The following is a 16,411-nucleotide window of genomic DNA, read 5'->3' on the forward strand; positions in this document are numbered from 1 at the left end:
ACAATTTTTACCCGGCTTACGCTAGAAATATTATGTCATCCAAATACAGAGAATTTTCGCATTTGAATTTGCCTGCTATGGAGCAGGAAATACTGGCTTTATGGAATGAGCAGCAGGCTTTTGAAAAGAGTATGTCTGTAAGGGATGGGGCGCCCCATTTTGTGTTTTATGAAGGGCCTCCCAGCGCGAATGGGATGCCCGGCATTCACCACGTTATCAGTCGTACTTTGAAGGACTTGGTATGCAGGTATAAAACGATGCAGGGCTTCCAGGTGAAGCGGAAAGGTGGTTGGGATACGCACGGCCTGCCAATTGAACTGGGGGTGGAAAAAGAGCTGGGTATTACGAAAGAAGATATTGGCAAGAAGATAACGGTAGAAGAGTATAACCAGAAATGCCGGGAAGCGGTATTGCGCTACAAGGATAAGTGGGATGATATTACGCGCAAGATGGGGTATTGGGTAGACCTGAATGATCCGTATATCACCTTCGACAATAAATATGTTGAAACGCTGTGGTGGATACTGAGCACCCTGTATAAGAAAGGATTATTGTATGAGAGTGTGAGCATCCAGCCCTACTCTCCTGCTGCGGGTACGGGTTTAAGTTCGCATGAACTGAATATGCCGGGCACGTATAAAATGGTGAAGGATACTTCGACGGTGGCGATGTTTAAAGCGGTGCGGGATGGGAAGACGGAGTTCCTTTTTAAAGCTGTGAGCGACGAGCTGCGAGCTGCGAGCGAACAGCCGGAAGTGTTTTTCATGGCGTGGACGACGACTCCCTGGACGCTGCCTTCCAACCTGGGGCTCACGGTGGGTGGTAATATCAACTATGTGCTGGTAAAGACTTTCAACCCGTACACACATCTTCCTGTAAATGTGGTGCTGGCCAAAGACCTCCTGGGTAAATATTTTAAGCCGGAAGGAGAAACAGCGGATCTCAGTGCTTATAAGGAGGGTGATAAATTATTGCCCTGGAAAATATTAGCGGAATTCAAGGGATCGCAAATCGAAGGTGCGCAGTACGAACAATTGCTGCCTTTCGAAGCGAATAACCTGGAATCTATCAGTTATAGTACACCGGATGCTAAACCTTTCCGGGTATTGGTAGATAGTTTCGTAACCACGGAAGATGGTACGGGTATTGTGCATACGGCCCCTGATTTTGGAGCAGATGACTTTAAGGTGGGATCGAAATATGGCATTGGTTTCTTTACAGGGATCAATGAATACGGTAAAAGGGAAAAGCTGGTATTGGTAGACAAGCAAGGGAAGTTTGTGGATGGCCTGGGCGAGTTCAGCAACCGTTATGTCAAGAACTACAAAGATGATCCGGCTTATGTGGATGTGAATGTAGATATCAGTGTAAAGCTCAAGAAAGAGAACAGGGCCTTTAAAGTAGAAAAATACGAGCATACGTACCCGCATTGCTGGCGTACTGATAAACCGGTATTATATTACCCGCTGGGGGCCTGGTTTATCAAGACGACGGCGCTGAAGGACAAGATGGTGGAGCTCAATAAAACGATCAACTGGAAGCCCAAATCAACGGGTGAAGGTCGTTTTGGCAACTGGCTAGAGAATATGGTGGACTGGAACCTGAGCCGGAGCCGCTTTTGGGGTACACCGTTGCCGATCTGGAAAACAGAGGACGAACAGGAGATGATTTGTATCGGCACAATTGCGGAGCTGAATGCAGCTATCAAGAAGGCCAACGAAGTGCTGGGTGGCGACGTAAATAAGCACTACCTGCATGAGGGTATCCTGGACCTGCACAAGCCTTATGTGGATGAGATCGTGCTGGTGAGTCCTTCGGGTAAACCGATGAAGCGGGTGCCGGACCTGATCGATGTGTGGTTTGACAGTGGGGCGATGCCCTATGCGCAGTGGGGCCTGGATTATGATAAAGTGGCGGCCGGTGATCCTCGTCCGTTCAAAGCGCCGTTTGGCCAAAGCTACCCGGCCGATTTCATTGCGGAGGGGGTAGATCAGACCCGGGGTTGGTTCTATACGCTTCATGCCATTTCGTCTTTGTTGTACGGAAGTGTAGCTTATAAGACCTGTGTATCGAACGGTCTGGTGCTGGATAAAAACGGCAATAAGATGAGCAAGCGGCTGGGCAATGTGATCGATCCGTTTAAGACGATCGAGCAGTTTGGGGCGGATGCTACGCGCTGGTACCTGATCACCAATGCTTCGCCCTGGGATAACCTGAAATTTGACCTGGAAGGGATAAAAGAGGTGCAGCGCAAGTTTTTTGGTACTTTATACAATACCTACCAGTTCTTTGCCTTGTATTCTAATGTGGATGGTTTTGCCTTCAAAGAGGCCTATGTGCCGCTGGCGGAGCGTCCGGAAATTGACCGCTGGATCCTTTCTTCGCTGAATACGATGATCCGGAAGGTAGAGGAATATATGAATGATTATGAGCCTACGCAGGCTGGCCGGGTGATGGAAGAGTTTGTGGATGAACACCTTAGCAACTGGTATGTGCGTCTTTGCCGCCGCCGGTTCTGGAAGGGGGAGTATGAGCAGGATAAGATATGTGCTTATCAAACGCTGTATGAGTGCCTGGAAACGCTGGCCAAACTGATGGCGCCTATCTCTCCATTCTTTAGCGATATGCTGTTCAGGAACCTGAATGCGGTAACGGGCCGGAACCAGGAACAATCGGTTCACCATGCATTGTTTCCAAAGGCCAACCAGGCGGCTATCGACAGCTCACTGGAGGAGCGAATGGCGCTGGCGCAGGACATTTCGTCACTTGTTTTATCGCTCCGTAAATCATCGAAGTTCAAGGTAAGGCAGCCTCTTCAGAAGGTGTTGATCCCGGTATTCAATCCGGCGGTGAAAGAGCAGATAGGGCGGGTGGAAGACCTGATCAAGAGCGAAGTAAATGTAAAAGAGATTCAGTATCTCACGGAGGATACGGGGTTCATTAAAAAGAAGATCAAGCCCAATTATACGGCGCTGGGGAAGAAGCTGGGGGGTAAAATGAAAGCTGTAGCTGCCGCTTTGGCTGGTTTTACCCAGGAAGACATCTCACGTTTAGAAAAAGAAGGGTCTATTTCATTGTTTATTGATAACGAACCCTTAATATTACAGGTTAATGAAGTGGAGATCGCCAGCGAGGACATTCCCGGCTGGATGGTCGCCAACAAAGACTCTCTGACCGTAGCACTCGACGTAACCGTAACCCCCGAGTTGATCAACGAAGGCAATGCCCGCGAATTGGTTAATCGCATACAGAAGATCCGTAAAGACAATGGCTATGAATTGACTGACAGGATAGCAGTGCAGGTAACCGATAACCAGGATCTGAAGCAGTCTATAGCCCAGTTTAATACTTATATTTGCGCCGAAATTTTGGCAGATACTTTGGAATTGGTATCTGAATTGCCCAATGGCACTGAAATTGAGGTCAACGATATTTCACTAAAAGTGTTCGTTACAAAAAAAGCCTAACAGTATGGCAACGAAGAAGAAAGCAGCTAAGCCAGCTAAAAAAACGATTGCACCTAAGAAGGCAGCGCCGGCTAAAAAGCCTGCTGCCAAACCTGCTGGTAAAGTTAGTAAGCCCGCTCCCAAAGCAGCCGTGAAGACTGCAAAGCCGGCGCCGAAACCTGCCAAGTCGCATGGCGGCAAAGTTGCTCCGGAAAAGAAGCCGGTTGCCAAAGTTGCTGTGGCTGCTAAACCTGCCGTGAAGGCGCCCATTAAACCTGATCTTAAACCCCTGGTGAAAAAACCTGTCCCTGAACCCGTGAAAGTGGAAAAGAAACCCGAAGTGCCGAAAGAAGAAGTAAAAAAGCCTGAACCGGCACCACCTCCACCGCCGCTGCCCAAAAAGCCGGCTGTGCCAGCCAAGCCGGTAAAGGTGGTAATACCCGAGATCAAAACTAAAACGGTTCGTAAGTACGAACCGGATTTCACGAAATCCGTATTGGATCAACCAGAAAACACTCAAACAGGACCAACCATGCGTTACAGCGATGCCGAATTAGGAGAGTTCAAAGAACTGATCTTAAAGAAACTGGAACAGGCGAAGAAAGAACTTTCTTACCTGCAGGGATTGATCACCCGTAAAGATGAGATGGGTGGCGATGAAACGGAAAACCGTTACATGACCATGGAAGATGGAAGCATGAGTATGGAGCGGGAGCAGTTGGCCCAGATGGCCAGCCGCCAGATCAATTATATTGATCACCTGGAAAAAGCAATGATGCGCATTGAAAATAAGACTTATGGTATTTGCCGTGTAACCGGAAAGCTGATCGATAAGGCCCGGTTGAAGGCTGTGCCACATGCTACTTTGAGCATCGAGGCCAAGCAGATGATGAATAAATAAAGGGTTCTTAACCTTTAAGCCTATAAAACAGGTTGCTGAAAAGCGACCTTTTTTCGTTTATAGGCGGCAAGGGTATGATGGGAATGGGAGGGAATACAAGCTACGAGCCTCGAGCTGTGAGCTGCGAGCCTTTTTCTTCGATAACGGATCTCTCACTCCGTTCGAGATGACAAAGGAATGAGATGTGGATGGAGCTTTAATTGGTGTGGTGGCCTTCGAGCCAGGACCTGAAATCGGCTACGCGTTCGCGGCTGATGATCACATCGGTGCCGGCATCGGGGTGCAGCTGAAGAATAAGGCGGCTGTTGTAATAGGTAAGTATTTTGCGGATGGCATCTATATGAATAATGAACTGGCGGTTGATGCGGAAGAAGAGGTGCCTGTCCAAGAGTTTTTCCACCTGGTCGAGGGAATAATCCAGCGGTAGTTTTTGATTGCCGTTGGTGGTGGCATAGGTAACCCCCTTGATGAATTGCAGGTAAGCGATATCTTTTGCTTTTACATAAATGAGCTGGTTGTTGAGCCGGCCTATAAAACGGGTACTCTCTCTCTTTAAGAATTCTTCGGCTATAGAAGCAATGTCGATGGTTTGCCTTTCCACTGGTTTGAATTGCTGGTACTTGGTCAATGCATTTTTGAGCTCCTTCAGCTCAATGGGCTTCATGAGGTAATCGATGCTGTTGACCTTGAAGGCCTGCAAAGCAAAGTTGTCGTAGGCGGTGGTGAATATGATGGGTGTTTTGACATTTGCCTGCTTAAATATTTCAAAGCAATTGCCATCGGATAGCTGAATATCCATCAACATCAGGTCGGCTGTATTGTGCTGCTCCATCCATTTTATACCTTCTGCTACGGAATCTATAATGGCGATCACTTCTATGGGGTAGTCGCATTTCTTCAAGAGCTGTATCAGTCTTTCGGAGTTGTGTACTTCATCTTCAAATATGGCTACTTTCATGGCTGTTCTATTATGGGGATCTTAACGGTAAATACCTCATCGGATTGGGTAATGGTAATCCCCTGTCCGCTGGACAACTCATACCGCTTCCGGATATTTTCAATCCCTATGCCGGATGCTATTTCGGGCCGGAATTTCCTTTTGATGGGATTTTTGATCAGTAAAAAACCTCCCTCACTTTTTAGGGTGATCACCAAAGGAGCGTTGACAGAAAAGCGATTGTGCTTAATGGCGTTCTCGATGAGCATCTGCAGGGTGGCTGGTGGTATCATGCCTTTGGTGCGTGCTTTTTCGTCTACCTCGGCACTGAACTGAATGCTGTTTTGGTGGCGGATGCCAATGAGGAAAAGATAGGACTCCAGGAAATCGAGTTCGGTTTGTATGGATACGAGGTTCTCGAATTTTTTATCGAGTATATACCGGTATATCTTGGCGAGCTGGGTGATGTAATCGGCCGACAGGTCGGCGCTTTTGTATACCAGGTTGGTCAATACGCTTAACGAGTTGAAGAAGAAATGGGGATCTATCTGGTTGCGGAGTGCGTCGTACTTAGCCTGGATGTTCTCTCGCATGAGGCGCTCTGTTTGTACCTGGTATTCTTTCCAGCCTTTGTAATAGTATACGATGCCATTGAAGGCCAGGATCATCATATAGAAGAGGAAGGTGCCGGCAATCATATTGTAGCTTATGCTGGTAAAGCTTTGCCAGGCTTCGCGCCGGTTGAAGAACAGGATATCCATAGCGCCATATACAAACCCGAAAGCAAAGGCGGCGAATAATCCATACACAATGAGAAGGCTGCACAGCAACAGTAAGCCGCCGGTTGGGTGGATGGATACGATATTTTTCTCCATATATTTGGTAAGGAGTACGGCCCCTTCCCACACCAGGAGGCCGAGCAGGATATAAAACAGGCTAAAGACCTGGGATCGGATATTGAAGTTGCCAATATCCTGTATGAAGGTGAGGTCGAAGGACTTAAAAATTACGCTGAACAGGTACAATACAAGCACACGGAACAGGTAGCGGAAAAGCCGGCTGTTGAATACTTGTTCCCTTCGTTTGAAATCCATTGTTATTTCCTGTTTTATTAAGCTTAGTTTATCCAAACTCGCTTTCGCCAGGCTCCTTTATACGGCTTCGACAGGCTCAGCCTGACATTATTTAACAATACTCATTTTCTTTAAACCATACCCAGGCATTGGCAACGCTTGTCTCCATGGGCGTATATTTTACCTGTAATTCTGTTTCTGCCTTTTTGCCCGAATAATAATTGTCCAGGCACAGCAGGTAGGCAGCAGACCAGGTAAGCCTGCCGGGCTTACCGGTAAGGATGGCTTTGAGTGAACCCATCATACCTGCCAGTTTCAAAAGCAGGGCGGGTATCCTGATCATGAGCTGCTTTTCTTTTGAGATACTGTTGAGCAAGCTGAAAAACTCCCGGTAAGTCAGGTTATGTCCTGCCAGCAGGTAGCAACTGCCTGTTTTTCCCATGTCCAAAGCATTGATGATGCCCTGGCATACATCGTTCACATACACAAAGTTTTTACCGCCCGGGGGATACCACAACAGTTTCTTGTGCAATCCATACAATAAGAGCTTGCCGGAACTGGGCTTGAAATCATGGGGTCCGATGATAAAGGTAGGATTTACAATGATGGCAGGTAGCTGCCGGGCCTGTACCTGCTCCAGCACGTATTGCTGGGCCAGGTATTTTGTATTGATGTATCCTGAGTTGGCTTTGAAAAGGGAAAATCCGTTGAGTTCGGTAGCCGGCTGTTTTTTTGACCCTGGTTCAATGGTATTGGCCGTGCTTACATGGATCAACCTTTCCACTTTGTGCTGCAGGCAGGCATCTACCATGTACTTTGTACCCTTAAAATTGATCCTTTCATATTCTTCAAAACCTACACCCCATTGATCGGTAATGGAAGCAGCATGGATCACGATGTGGCAGTCTTCCACTGCCTTGCTTACCTGCCCGGGGCTATCGATACGCCCATAACTTATTTCAACCGGAATGCCGGAAAGCCCCCGCAGGTCGGCACCGGGGCGAACAAATATCTTTACCTGGTAGCCGAGCCTGAAGAATTCCCGGGTGAGGTTACTACCCAGGAATCCATTTGCACCTGTAATAAGGATCTTTTTCATAGGCATATCTTAGCTGGGCTGGTATTGCATTTCTTTTCTTACTTCCCGGGAGACGATCTTCAATTTCAATTCCAGGGGAAGCAAGGTCATTAATAAATGATTGAGCTTATTCATGAGGCCAGGTATTATGGTGGGATAGCCAGCCAGGGTTTTGCGGAGGGCTATGCTGGCGATGGCTGAGGTAGGCAACAATCCCATCTTGCCCTTCATGCCCTGGCTGATCACGCGCCGGCTGGTGTTGGAATTGGTCATAATGGGTCCCGGATGTACCACACTGATGGAAAGGCCGGTACTGGAAAGTTCTTCCCGCAGGCCGTGGGAAAAGGAAGCAATAAAGGCCTTGGAAGCGGGATATACTGTTTTGAATGCGATGGGCGTAAAAGCGGCCATGCTGGAAATATTCATGATATAACTGCGTTCATGCTTCAGCAGGTGGGGAATGAGCTGATGGGTGATCATGACGGTACTGCGTACATTGAGTTGGATGATCTGGTCTATTCTTTCGGTAGATGTTTCCCTGATGGCAGAGGTACCCCCTGTGCCTGCATTGTTGATAAGAAAGTTGACGGGAAAATGAGCGACGATGTGCTCTAGCTGCTTTTTGAGCTGGGCGCTGTCGGTAAGGTCAAACTCAAACACTTCTACTGCTATACCGAAGGTGCTTATGAGGCTATTGGCCAGTTCCTTGGTATAGGTGCCGGGCAAGGCAATGAGGATAAGGTTCATGCCAGCCCTGGCGCATTGGATGGTAAATTCCTTTCCCAGGCCGGCGCTGGCTCCAGTAATGACTGTATAGGGAGATGGAGGCATAATTGCTTTTTAAAGTAAGTTGATCCGGTACAAAATTGAGGTGTTGGCGGTGGAAGGGGATGGTTTTTCTATTGAGCTGTCGGATAAAGGGGTTGAGTTGTGAGTGTTCAGTTGTGAGTTGTGAGTGTGTTAAACGTGAGAAGGAAGGCGATTGCTTCGATAGCGGATTTCTCCCTGTGGTCGAAATGACAAAGAAGGAGTCGAAATGACAAGGAAAAGTCGATGACAAAAAAGGGTGAGCAATAAAAAAGGACCGTCTGGTGACGGTCCCCTGATGCCTTGGAGGCAAAATATGTTTTAGCGAACTAGAAGCCTCTGCGGCCGGAGTCGGTACTGCTGCTGGTGAATGCTGCCGGCATGGGTTTGCCCAGCAGGTATTGGTACCAGAAGGCATAAGCCTCATTGCGGTTGTGTTGTCCTTTTTTCATGTTGTTGCCGCCAATGCCATGTCTTTCGCCGGGGTACACCATCATTTCAAAATGTTTGCCGAGATTCTGCAATTTGTCGATGAGGGTAAGGCTGTTTTGCATGTGCACATTGTCGTCGGAAGTGCCGTGCACAATGCGGAGCAAGCCTTTGTACTTTTCAGCATAGGCGATCACGGCAGTGTTTTTATAACCTTCGGGATTTTCCTGTGGGGTATCCATAAAACGCTCGGTATAGTGGGTGTCATAAAACTGCCAGTCTGTAACAGCTGCATTGGCAACACCATGGGTAAATACATCTGCACCATAGGTGAGGGCCATACAGGTCATGTAACCGCCAAAACTACCACCGGTCATGGCTACTTTGGTTGTATCCACCCAGGCTTGCTTGCGCAACCATTTGCCGCAGGACATATAATCTTCTATTTCCCATTTGCCGAGTTGACGGTGGATATAGTTTAATCCTACTTTACCAAAATGGCCGCTGCTGCGGTTATCGAAAGCAACCTGTATGATGCCTTCCTGTGCCCACCATTGTGTAGCGCCGCCAGCGGGCCTCCAACGGTCGTATACGGTGCCGGCATTGGGTCCACCATAAATGCTGATGAGTACAGGATATTTTTTATTGGGATCGAAATTGAGGGGATAGGTAATGGTAACAGGCAGGTCAAATACGCCATCACCCGATTTTACCCTTACCAATTCTGTTTTGGGTAATGCATAAGTATCAAAGTCGCTGCCTTTGCTATCGCCCAACACCCGGATGAGCTTTCCCCTGGCATCGGCCAGCGCCATAGTAGTGGGTGTAGAGAGATTGGAATAGGTGGTGATAAAGTACTTTCCGTTGGGAGAAAGGTTTATCTGGTCGTGGGAAAAATCGCCAAAGCTCAGGCGGGTAAGGCCTTTGCCATCCAGTCCTACTTTATAGAAATCGAAGCGGGCAGAGTTTTCCTTGCGTGCTCTGAAATAGATCAGTTTGGCTTTTTCGTCTATTTTGGTAATAGCAGTGCCCCAGAGGGTGCCGGTAGTAACCTGGTTGATCAGCTTGCCGGTAGCATCGTGGTAGTAGAGGTTTTCCCAGCCGTCTTTATCGCTTTTCAGGATAAAGCCTTTGCCGGCAGAAAGAAATTCTATACGGCTGCCTTCGTCGAGATCGATCCATGTTTTTTGCTCCTCGGCATACACTTCTTTTTTGGCTCCACTGGCAAAATCAATATTGTAGATGGTGAGGTGGTCTTGTCCACGATTCATCCATTGAACCCAAAACTGGCCTTCGGGTGTCCAGAAAGGAGCGCCGAAATACTGATCGTCTTTGGGGTTGAAATCAGCCCATACGGTAGTGCCGTTCTCAATGGTGGCGATCCCTATTTTTACTTCGGGATTCTTTTCACCGGCTTTGGGATAGCGCTCATTTTCCAGGTAGCCATTCTGACCATCGAGTACATAAATAGGGAATACGGGGACCTGGGCGTCATCAAAGCGCATATAGCTAATGCGTTTGCTGTCGGGGCTCCACCAAAATGCCTTGTAGCGGCTGGCGCGGCCCAGTATTTCTTCATAATACACCCAGGAGGCGTAGCCATTCAGGATGGTCTCTGAGCCGTCTTTGGTGATCTGGGTAACATTTTTGGTGGCCAGGTCCATCGCATACAGATTGTTGTCCTTCCTGGTATAGGCTACCCATTTTCCATCGGGAGAAGTGGTAATGTTGCGGGCATCTGATATGCCAATAGCGGGAACGGCCTGCTGGCGGGGTTCTGCGGGAACAGGGCCTGTATAAGGCTTTGATTTGCCTGTTTTCACTTCTACGGCCACAAAGGCGGTTTTGCCCTCTGCGTCTTTTTGAAGCTCAATATAGTGCTCATCATCTACCCATCCGCGGATCACCGGAAGCGGCTTACTGATATTGGGAGCCGCATTTTTAAATAGCTGGTCGTAACTGAAATCCTTTTTCTGTGCCGTTGATGAAAATGAAGCAGCCAGTAACAGGGTACAGGCTGTGCCCAATAGAATTAACTTTCTCATGTAATGAAATATTGAAGGGGTGAATGTACGAAAATGGGGGAATTGGGGAGAGGCGGGGTATCGGTTTTTGATAAGTGGTTGGACAGGTGTGCAGTCTCGGTTTTAACCCCACGACCCACCCACGTGATATTCAGTTCCCTAAAGAAATCTTTTGCCCGTAAGTGGGCCAGGAGAGTTTTTAGCGAATACCCGATTCAGGCATCTTCCCACCGCCTTGCAGAAGAAGGAATGATCGAATTTCCGAAGCCTCTTACAGCAATGGCGGGATAGCGGAAGTCGCCCACAAGAAGCACGGTAACTTCACCTTGTCGCAGAAAGTAAGAGGGGTCAACCTGCAACAGCTACCGAAAAAGTGAGCGGTTGCTTACTTCACTTCCTGCATTTCTACCAACTTCCTGTACAGGCCATCCTGGTTGAGGAGCTCATCGTGGGTGCCGCGTTGAACGATCCTGCCTTTTTGCAGTACAATGATCTCATCGGCATGGCGAATGGTGCTCAGGCGGTGGGCGATGACAATGCTGGTACGGTTGGCCATCATTTTATTAATGGCATCCTGTACGAGGCGTTCACTTTCTGTATCGAGTGAGGAGGTGGCTTCATCAAGAATTAAGATGGGTGGATTTTTCAGTACCGCCCGGGCGATGGTCACGCGCTGGCGTTCACCACCACTCAGTTTGTTGCCACGGTCGCCGATATTGGTCTGGTAATTTTCATCCTTGCGCATGATGAAATCATGTGCATTGGCAATGCGTGCAGCCTGCTCAATTTCATCGATGGTCGCTACGGGATTGCCCAATGAAATATTATTGGCGATGGTATCATTGAAGAGGATGGGCTCCTGGGTTACGATACCCATCTGATCGCGCAGGGATAATAGGGAATATTCTTTGATGTTTACACCATCGATCAGCAGCTCACCGCTGGTCACATCATGAAAGCGGGGAACCAGGTCAACCAGGGTAGATTTACCTGCTCCTGAAGAACCTACGAGGGCAATGGTCTTGCCCTTTTCAATGGTGAGGTTGATATTGTCGAGGATGGTAACGTCTTCGTATTTGAAGGTTACGTTGCGGAACTCAATGTTTTTTTGGAAGCTGGCCAATTGGCGGGGTGCGTCCGGCTCTTCCACTACAATGGGCGCCTGCAGCACTTCTTCTATACGTTTAATAGCCGCACTACCCCGCTGTGCATTGTAAAAGGCGGTAGATAATGACTTGGCAGGGTTGATGATCTGCGTAAAGAACAGGATATAGGTAATAAAGCCTTCAGGTTCCAGGCCAAGTGAAGACGTGCCGCCATGGGCCTGATCTCCTAATACCATTCTGCCGCCTATCCACAGGATACAACAAAGCACCGCTACGCCCAGAAATTCCGACATGGGCGAAGCCAGGTCTCTACGGAAGTTCATTTTATTGCGCAGGTGATTGAGCTCATTGTTGGTGCCCAGGAATTTACCCTGTAAAATCTTCTCTGCATTGAAGGCTTTGATCACGCGCAGGCCGGTAAGGGTTTCATCGAGGATGGACATCAGTAAACCCATCTTTTCGGCGGACTCGCCGGATTGCTTTTTTAAGGAGCGGCTGAGCCTTCCTATCACAAACCCGGTTATGGGTAGCAATACAAAAAGGAACAGGGATAAGAGGGGGCTCAGGAATACGAGGGCAAACAGGATGATCAGGATAGTCAGCGGTTCGCGGATCAATCCTTCCAGGGTGCTCATTACACTCCATTCCACCTCGTTGGCATCATTGCTCATGCGGCTGATAATATCCCCTTTTCGCTGCTCGGTAAAGTACCCGATGGGCAGCTGTAATATTTTAACGTATAGGTCGCTGCGTAGTTTGGTCATTACAAAGTTGCGCATGGGAGCCAATACCCGGAAGGATAAATAAGTAAAGAGGTTTTTAAAGAAGATAGCCACCAGCACCAGCAGGCAAATAAAGGCCAGTGCGTACACCTTATTGTGCTCATTGATCAAGCGGGCCAATACCCATTGCAGGTTTTCCAGCACGCTGGAAGCCGAAAACTTAATACCCTCCGGCTTTGGGATCTTTGCCACGTTTTTGTCGAACAGTAACTTCAGAAAAGGCCCCAGCATGGTGAGGGAAACCAGGGAAAAAAGAATAGATAAGAGGTTAAATGTGAAGTATAAGGTGATATTCCCCTTCCTGTCCTTTAAATATCTTAAAATCGTTGAAAATCGCTTCATGAAATGTTAAAATGAATCAAATAATACCAGTCCTTGACTGCCTTCCACCCCTAATCTATCGGTTATTGGTGCCAATCTGTACCGGGAATGGCGATAAACAGCGCAAAGTAACTAATTTTACCACGATTAAATCGTTAATGATATGCAAGAAGGGAAGCGCCAAAAACAAATAGCCGGGCTGTTGAATGAAGAACTGAATGCCATTTTTCAGCGTCTTGGCCTCACCATGATCAATGGGGGAATGGTATCGATCGTAACGGTAAAGGTGACACCCGATCTGCTGGAAGCACGTATTTACCTCAGTTTATTCCAGGTAGGTGATCCGCAGGCGGCACTGAAGAAGATCGAAGACAGGGCCTGGGAGATCAAGAAAGAGCTGACGGCGCGTGTAGCCAAACAGCTTCGCCGCATGCCCGAACTGCGTTTTTATATTGATGATACGCTGGACCATGTGTTCAAGATGGAAGATGTGTTCAAAAAGATCAATGAAGAGAAGAAGGGGCAGGAAGGAGGTGGTGAGTAGTGAGTGGTCAGTTGTGCGTGCGTTTGCTTCGATTACATCCTAAATCCTACATTCGAAATGAACTTCCTTTTCGCCTGGCGTTATTTCAAAGCAAAGAAGTCGACCAATGCCATCAATGTCATTGCCTGGATCAGCATGGTGGCTATTATGAGCATCACCTTTGCTTTTATTGTAGTGTTGAGTGTGTTCAACGGCTTTGAAGGCCTGGTGAAATCTTTGTATTCCTCTTTTTACCCCCATGTACTGATTACGCCCAAAGCGGGCAATAAGACCATCCTGGTTTCACCCGCACAGTTAAAGCAACTCGCCGCGGTAAAAGATGTGGTGCATTATTCGGGGGTGATAGAAGAAAAAACGCTGTTGCTCAATGGGGAGATCCAGGTGCCGGTAGCCTTAAAAGGGGTAGACGATGCCTATAAGCAAGTAACAGGCGTAGCGGATAATATCATACGCGGAGAATATGCTACGGGAACCTCCGAAAGGCCCATTATTGTACTGGGCAATGGGGTGGAAGGGGCGCTTGCCATCGAATCGGACAAGAACCTGTACCCGCTTACTGCCTACATATTTAAAGGGGGCGCATCGACAAATGCAGCTGACCTGTATCAATCGGTAGCCGCCGAAAATATGATCACGGGGGGAACCTTTCTCATCCAGGCTGATATTGATAATAAATATGCCATTACGAATATCGATTTCATGCGGCGAATGCTGGCCCTGAAGGACGATGAATACAGCCGCATTGAGATTGCGCTGACAGATGAGAGCAAGGCTGCGACAGTAGGAAAAAGCATTCAAAAAATACTCGGCAATGACTATGTGGTGGAGACAAGATATGAACAGAACAAAAGCCTGTACAGTGTGATGACGCTTGAAAAATGGGCTATTTACGGCATTCTCACCTTAATGCTTATTGTAGCTGCCTTTACCATGATCGGCGGATTGACGATGCTGGTACTTGAAAAGCAAAAAGATATACAGGTATTAAAAGCCATGGGCGCCAACAACGGCCTCATACAAAAGATATTCCTGAGCGAAGGATTGTTGCTGGCCGGTATTGGCGCCATAAGTGGTATCATACTGGCGGTGATCTTTTGCTGGGCGCAGGTACGATTCGAATTGATACCGTTGGAAGGCGGTACTTTCCTGATCAATTATTACCCGGTAAAACTGGTAGCAGGTGATTTCCTGCTCATTCTAGCCACTGTATCGGTGGTTGCTTTTACGGCTTCCTGGTTTCCCTCCCGCAAGGCCGCGCTGCAGCCTATTCAACTGAAAAGCTAACATCAATCTTTATCATATGCAGCCCATTGAGATACGTTATGCCACACTCGATGACCTGGAAGCGATCCGTGCTTTGTACCATGCAGTGACGCTGCAGGGGAGTGGGATTGCCCGGAGAACAGCCGAAGTGACGGATCAATATATCCGCTCTTTTATACGGAAAAGCCTGGATCAGGGCATCATCCTGGTTGCGCAGCAATCGGTGAGCGGGGAACTGGTGGCGGAGGTGCATACTGCGCGTATGGAACCTGCTGTTTTCAGCCATGTACTGAGTGACCTGACAATTGTGGTGCATCCCGCTTTTCAACAGTATGGCATTGGCCGTAACATTTTCCAGGCCCTGTTAAAAGAAGTGGAGGACCATCATCCGGGTATCCTTCGGGTGGAATTGGTGGCCAAAGAAAGCAATGAAAGGGCGCTGAAGTTCTACGAGTTGCTTGGTTTTATAAAAGAAGGCAGGTTTGAGAAAAGGATTGCCAGCGATGGCGGCGGTTTTGAAGCAGATATTCCCATGGCCTGGTTCAATCCGAAATACAAGTAGAATACAGAAGGCTGAATAAAGCTTTCAGAGAAAAATAAAATCCGGAATAAGGGTGTTAAGCCCCAGATTCCGGATTTATTATTTGGACTCCTTACTAATTGTTGTTTTCAATTAGTTCTGGTGATATTTCTAACTGTACTCACCACTGACTATTCACAACTCACATTAATAATCTCCCAGGGTTTCTGGTAACTGAGCTAATGCCTTGGCCAGTTGCTCATCATTGGGAGAGATACCATGCCACTCGTGAGAGCCTTCCATGAAGTCAACACCCTTGCCCATAACAGTCACCATGAGGATAACGATGGGCTTGCCTTTGCCTACAAAGGATTTGGCTTTTTCGAGGGTTGCTGCTACTTCTTCCACATCGTTGCCTTTTTCCAGGCGGATGACTTCCCAGCCAAAAGCGTCAAACTTGGCGCCCAGGTCGAGCAGGTTCATTACTTTTTTGGTAGGTCCGTCAATTTGCTGACCATTCCAATCTACTGTGGAGATGAGGTTGTCTACTTTGTGGTGAGCAGCAAACATCATGGCTTCCCAGTTCTGGCCTTCATCCAGTTCACCATCACCGTGTAGGGAATACACAACTGTATTTTCGCCATTCAGTTTTTTAGTGAGGGCAGCGCCGATGGCTACGCTCATGCCCTGGCCCAGGGAGCCACTGGCAACGCGGATGCCGGGCAAGTGCTCATGGGTAGCAGGGTGGCCCTGTAGCCTTGAGTTGAGCTTGCGGAAAGTAGCCAGTTCTTTAATATCAAAATAGCCAGACCTGGCTAAAGTGGAATAAAAAACAGGGGAAATATGGCCATTGGACAAGAAGAAAACATCTTCATTCGTGGCGTCCATATTGAATTGTGGGTTGTGCTTCATTACTTTAAAGTAGAGGGCTGTAAAGTAATCTGTGCATCCCAGGGAACCGCCGGGGTGACCGCTGGCAGCGCCGTGTACCATCCTAACGATATCCCGTCTTATCTGCGTAGCAATGTCTTTTAATGGGGGCATAAGCTGTCTTTAAATGTGGAAGCAAAACTACAGGAATTTGTATTTGGCCCATTAATGGGACTAAATTTTTTATTGTTTTTGTGTCTCAAACTTTCTTATTTACAATAAAGTAGCTATAACATAAGTTGTTATTTGA

At 47.8% G+C, this 16,411-nt stretch carries 12 protein-coding genes; 5 read left to right on the forward strand and 7 right to left on the reverse strand.

The window, feature by feature from the left end; genetic code table 11:
- Positions 1 to 32 precede the first annotated feature (32 nt).
- Both ileS and D3H65_RS33455 read left to right on the forward strand, forming a co-directional pair.
- Positions 33 to 3,467 (forward strand): isoleucine--tRNA ligase, encoded by a 3,435-nt coding sequence (gene ileS, locus D3H65_RS25515; RefSeq protein ID WP_119053008.1) that lies wholly within the window; start codon positions 33 to 35, stop codon positions 3,465 to 3,467.
- Between the two features lie 4 nt (positions 3,468 to 3,471).
- The gene (locus D3H65_RS33455; protein ID WP_119053009.1) at positions 3,472 to 4,347 is read left to right on the forward strand and encodes a TraR/DksA family transcriptional regulator; all 876 of its coding nucleotides are present in this window, start codon (positions 3,472 to 3,474) and stop codon (positions 4,345 to 4,347) included.
- 196 nt (positions 4,348 to 4,543) lie between these two features.
- Here D3H65_RS33455 and D3H65_RS25525 read toward each other — a convergent pair whose 3' ends face one another.
- The 6 genes from D3H65_RS25525 to D3H65_RS25550 form a co-directional block, all read right to left on the reverse strand.
- Positions 4,544 to 5,305: a LytR/AlgR family response regulator transcription factor gene (locus tag D3H65_RS25525; RefSeq protein WP_119053010.1), complete on the reverse strand. Its 762-nt coding sequence runs from the start codon at positions 5,303 to 5,305 to the stop codon at positions 4,544 to 4,546.
- Positions 5,302 to 6,378, reverse strand: coding sequence for a sensor histidine kinase (locus D3H65_RS25530; RefSeq protein ID WP_119053011.1), 1,077 nt, complete (start codon positions 6,376 to 6,378; stop codon positions 5,302 to 5,304). The genes D3H65_RS25525 and D3H65_RS25530 overlap by 4 nt, the downstream gene beginning before the upstream one ends.
- Before the next feature lie 91 nt (positions 6,379 to 6,469).
- Positions 6,470 to 7,456 (reverse strand): NAD-dependent epimerase/dehydratase family protein, encoded by a 987-nt coding sequence (locus D3H65_RS25535; protein ID WP_119054658.1) that lies wholly within the window; start codon positions 7,454 to 7,456, stop codon positions 6,470 to 6,472.
- Between the two features lie 9 nt (positions 7,457 to 7,465).
- Positions 7,466 to 8,266 (reverse strand): SDR family NAD(P)-dependent oxidoreductase, encoded by an 801-nt coding sequence (locus D3H65_RS25540; protein ID WP_119053012.1) that lies wholly within the window; start codon positions 8,264 to 8,266, stop codon positions 7,466 to 7,468.
- Between the two features lie 305 nt (positions 8,267 to 8,571).
- Complete coding sequence (locus D3H65_RS25545; protein ID WP_119053013.1) at positions 8,572 to 10,716, reverse strand: S9 family peptidase; 2,145 nt, start codon at positions 10,714 to 10,716, stop codon at positions 8,572 to 8,574.
- A gap of 364 nt (positions 10,717 to 11,080) precedes the next feature.
- Positions 11,081 to 12,925 (reverse strand): ABC transporter ATP-binding protein, encoded by a 1,845-nt coding sequence (locus tag D3H65_RS25550; RefSeq protein WP_119053014.1) that lies wholly within the window; start codon positions 12,923 to 12,925, stop codon positions 11,081 to 11,083.
- 142 nt (positions 12,926 to 13,067) lie between these two features.
- Here D3H65_RS25550 and D3H65_RS25555 point away from each other — a divergent pair, with 142 nt between their 5' ends.
- From D3H65_RS25555 to D3H65_RS25565, 3 genes are read left to right on the forward strand one after another with little or no spacing between them, the layout of a single operon-like run.
- Complete coding sequence (locus tag D3H65_RS25555) at positions 13,068 to 13,448, forward strand: ribosome-binding factor A (RefSeq protein WP_119053015.1); 381 nt, start codon at positions 13,068 to 13,070, stop codon at positions 13,446 to 13,448.
- Positions 13,449 to 13,505: 57 nt separating this feature from the next.
- Positions 13,506 to 14,732 carry an FtsX-like permease family protein gene (locus D3H65_RS25560; protein WP_119053016.1) on the forward strand — a complete coding sequence of 409 codons (1,227 nt, stop codon included), beginning with the start codon at positions 13,506 to 13,508 and terminating at the stop codon, positions 14,730 to 14,732.
- Between the two features lie 16 nt (positions 14,733 to 14,748).
- Positions 14,749 to 15,273: a GNAT family N-acetyltransferase gene (locus D3H65_RS25565; RefSeq protein WP_119053017.1), complete on the forward strand. Its 525-nt coding sequence runs from the start codon at positions 14,749 to 14,751 to the stop codon at positions 15,271 to 15,273.
- Between the two features lie 165 nt (positions 15,274 to 15,438).
- Here the strand turns inward: D3H65_RS25565 and D3H65_RS25570 are convergent, their stop codons facing one another.
- On the reverse strand, positions 15,439 to 16,275 hold the full coding sequence (locus D3H65_RS25570; RefSeq protein ID WP_119053018.1) for a transketolase: 837 nt from the start codon (positions 16,273 to 16,275) through the stop codon (positions 15,439 to 15,441).
- Positions 16,276 to 16,411 lie beyond the last annotated feature (136 nt).

Source organism: Paraflavitalea soli, from assembly GCF_003555545.1.
GTDB classification, from domain to species: Bacteria; Bacteroidota; Bacteroidia; order Chitinophagales; family Chitinophagaceae; genus Paraflavitalea; species Paraflavitalea soli.

Bases quoted from the DNA above. Each gene is read 5' to 3' on its own strand.
- ileS (WP_119053008.1), top strand. From the start codon at position 33: ATGTCATCCAAATACAGAGAATTTTCGCATTTGAATTTGCCTGCTATG.
- D3H65_RS33455 (WP_119053009.1), top strand. From the start codon at position 3,472: ATGGCAACGAAGAAGAAAGCAGCTAAGCCAGCTAAAAAAACGATTGCA.
- D3H65_RS25525 (WP_119053010.1), bottom strand. From the start codon at position 5,305: ATGAAAGTAGCCATATTTGAAGATGAAGTACACAACTCCGAAAGACTG.
- D3H65_RS25530 (WP_119053011.1), bottom strand. From the start codon at position 6,378: ATGGATTTCAAACGAAGGGAACAAGTATTCAACAGCCGGCTTTTCCGC.
- D3H65_RS25535 (WP_119054658.1), bottom strand. From the start codon at position 7,456: ATGAAAAAGATCCTTATTACAGGTGCAAATGGATTCCTGGGTAGTAAC.
- D3H65_RS25540 (WP_119053012.1), bottom strand. From the start codon at position 8,266: ATGCCTCCATCTCCCTATACAGTCATTACTGGAGCCAGCGCCGGCCTG.
- D3H65_RS25545 (WP_119053013.1), bottom strand. From the start codon at position 10,716: ATGAGAAAGTTAATTCTATTGGGCACAGCCTGTACCCTGTTACTGGCT.
- D3H65_RS25550 (WP_119053014.1), bottom strand. From the start codon at position 12,925: ATGAAGCGATTTTCAACGATTTTAAGATATTTAAAGGACAGGAAGGGG.
- D3H65_RS25555 (WP_119053015.1), top strand. From the start codon at position 13,068: ATGCAAGAAGGGAAGCGCCAAAAACAAATAGCCGGGCTGTTGAATGAA.
- D3H65_RS25560 (WP_119053016.1), top strand. From the start codon at position 13,506: ATGAACTTCCTTTTCGCCTGGCGTTATTTCAAAGCAAAGAAGTCGACC.
- D3H65_RS25565 (WP_119053017.1), top strand. From the start codon at position 14,749: ATGCAGCCCATTGAGATACGTTATGCCACACTCGATGACCTGGAAGCG.
- D3H65_RS25570 (WP_119053018.1), bottom strand. From the start codon at position 16,275: ATGCCCCCATTAAAAGACATTGCTACGCAGATAAGACGGGATATCGTT.